1 protein-coding gene is annotated in these 218 nt (G+C 43.1%); it reads right to left on the reverse strand.

Annotated features, from left to right (window positions below):
• Positions 1-27 precede the first annotated feature (27 nt).
• Positions 28-218 (reverse strand): hypothetical protein (locus FNK51_RS27010; protein ID WP_220127013.1); only part of this gene is annotated, 191 nt, incomplete at its 5' end.

The following is a 218-nucleotide window of genomic DNA, read 5'->3' on the forward strand; positions in this document are numbered from 1 at the left end:
AACGCTCCAAACTCACGAGTAACGGCTCTAAACCCGTGAGTAACAGCTTAAATCTCGTGCAATCCCCTTCAAAATCTTGTGTAAAATCAACCAACTCGTGTTTGAACACCAATTCACGAGTAAATGCATCAAACTCACGAGTAAACGCTCTAAACTCACGAGTAAACGCTCCAAACTCACGAGTAACGGCTCTAAACCCGTGAGTAACAGCTTAAATC

The sequence above is a fragment of the Bacillus sp. B4EP4a genome (genome assembly GCF_006680105.1).
GTDB classification, from domain to species: domain Bacteria; phylum Bacillota; class Bacilli; order Bacillales; family DSM-1321; genus Peribacillus; species Peribacillus simplex_E.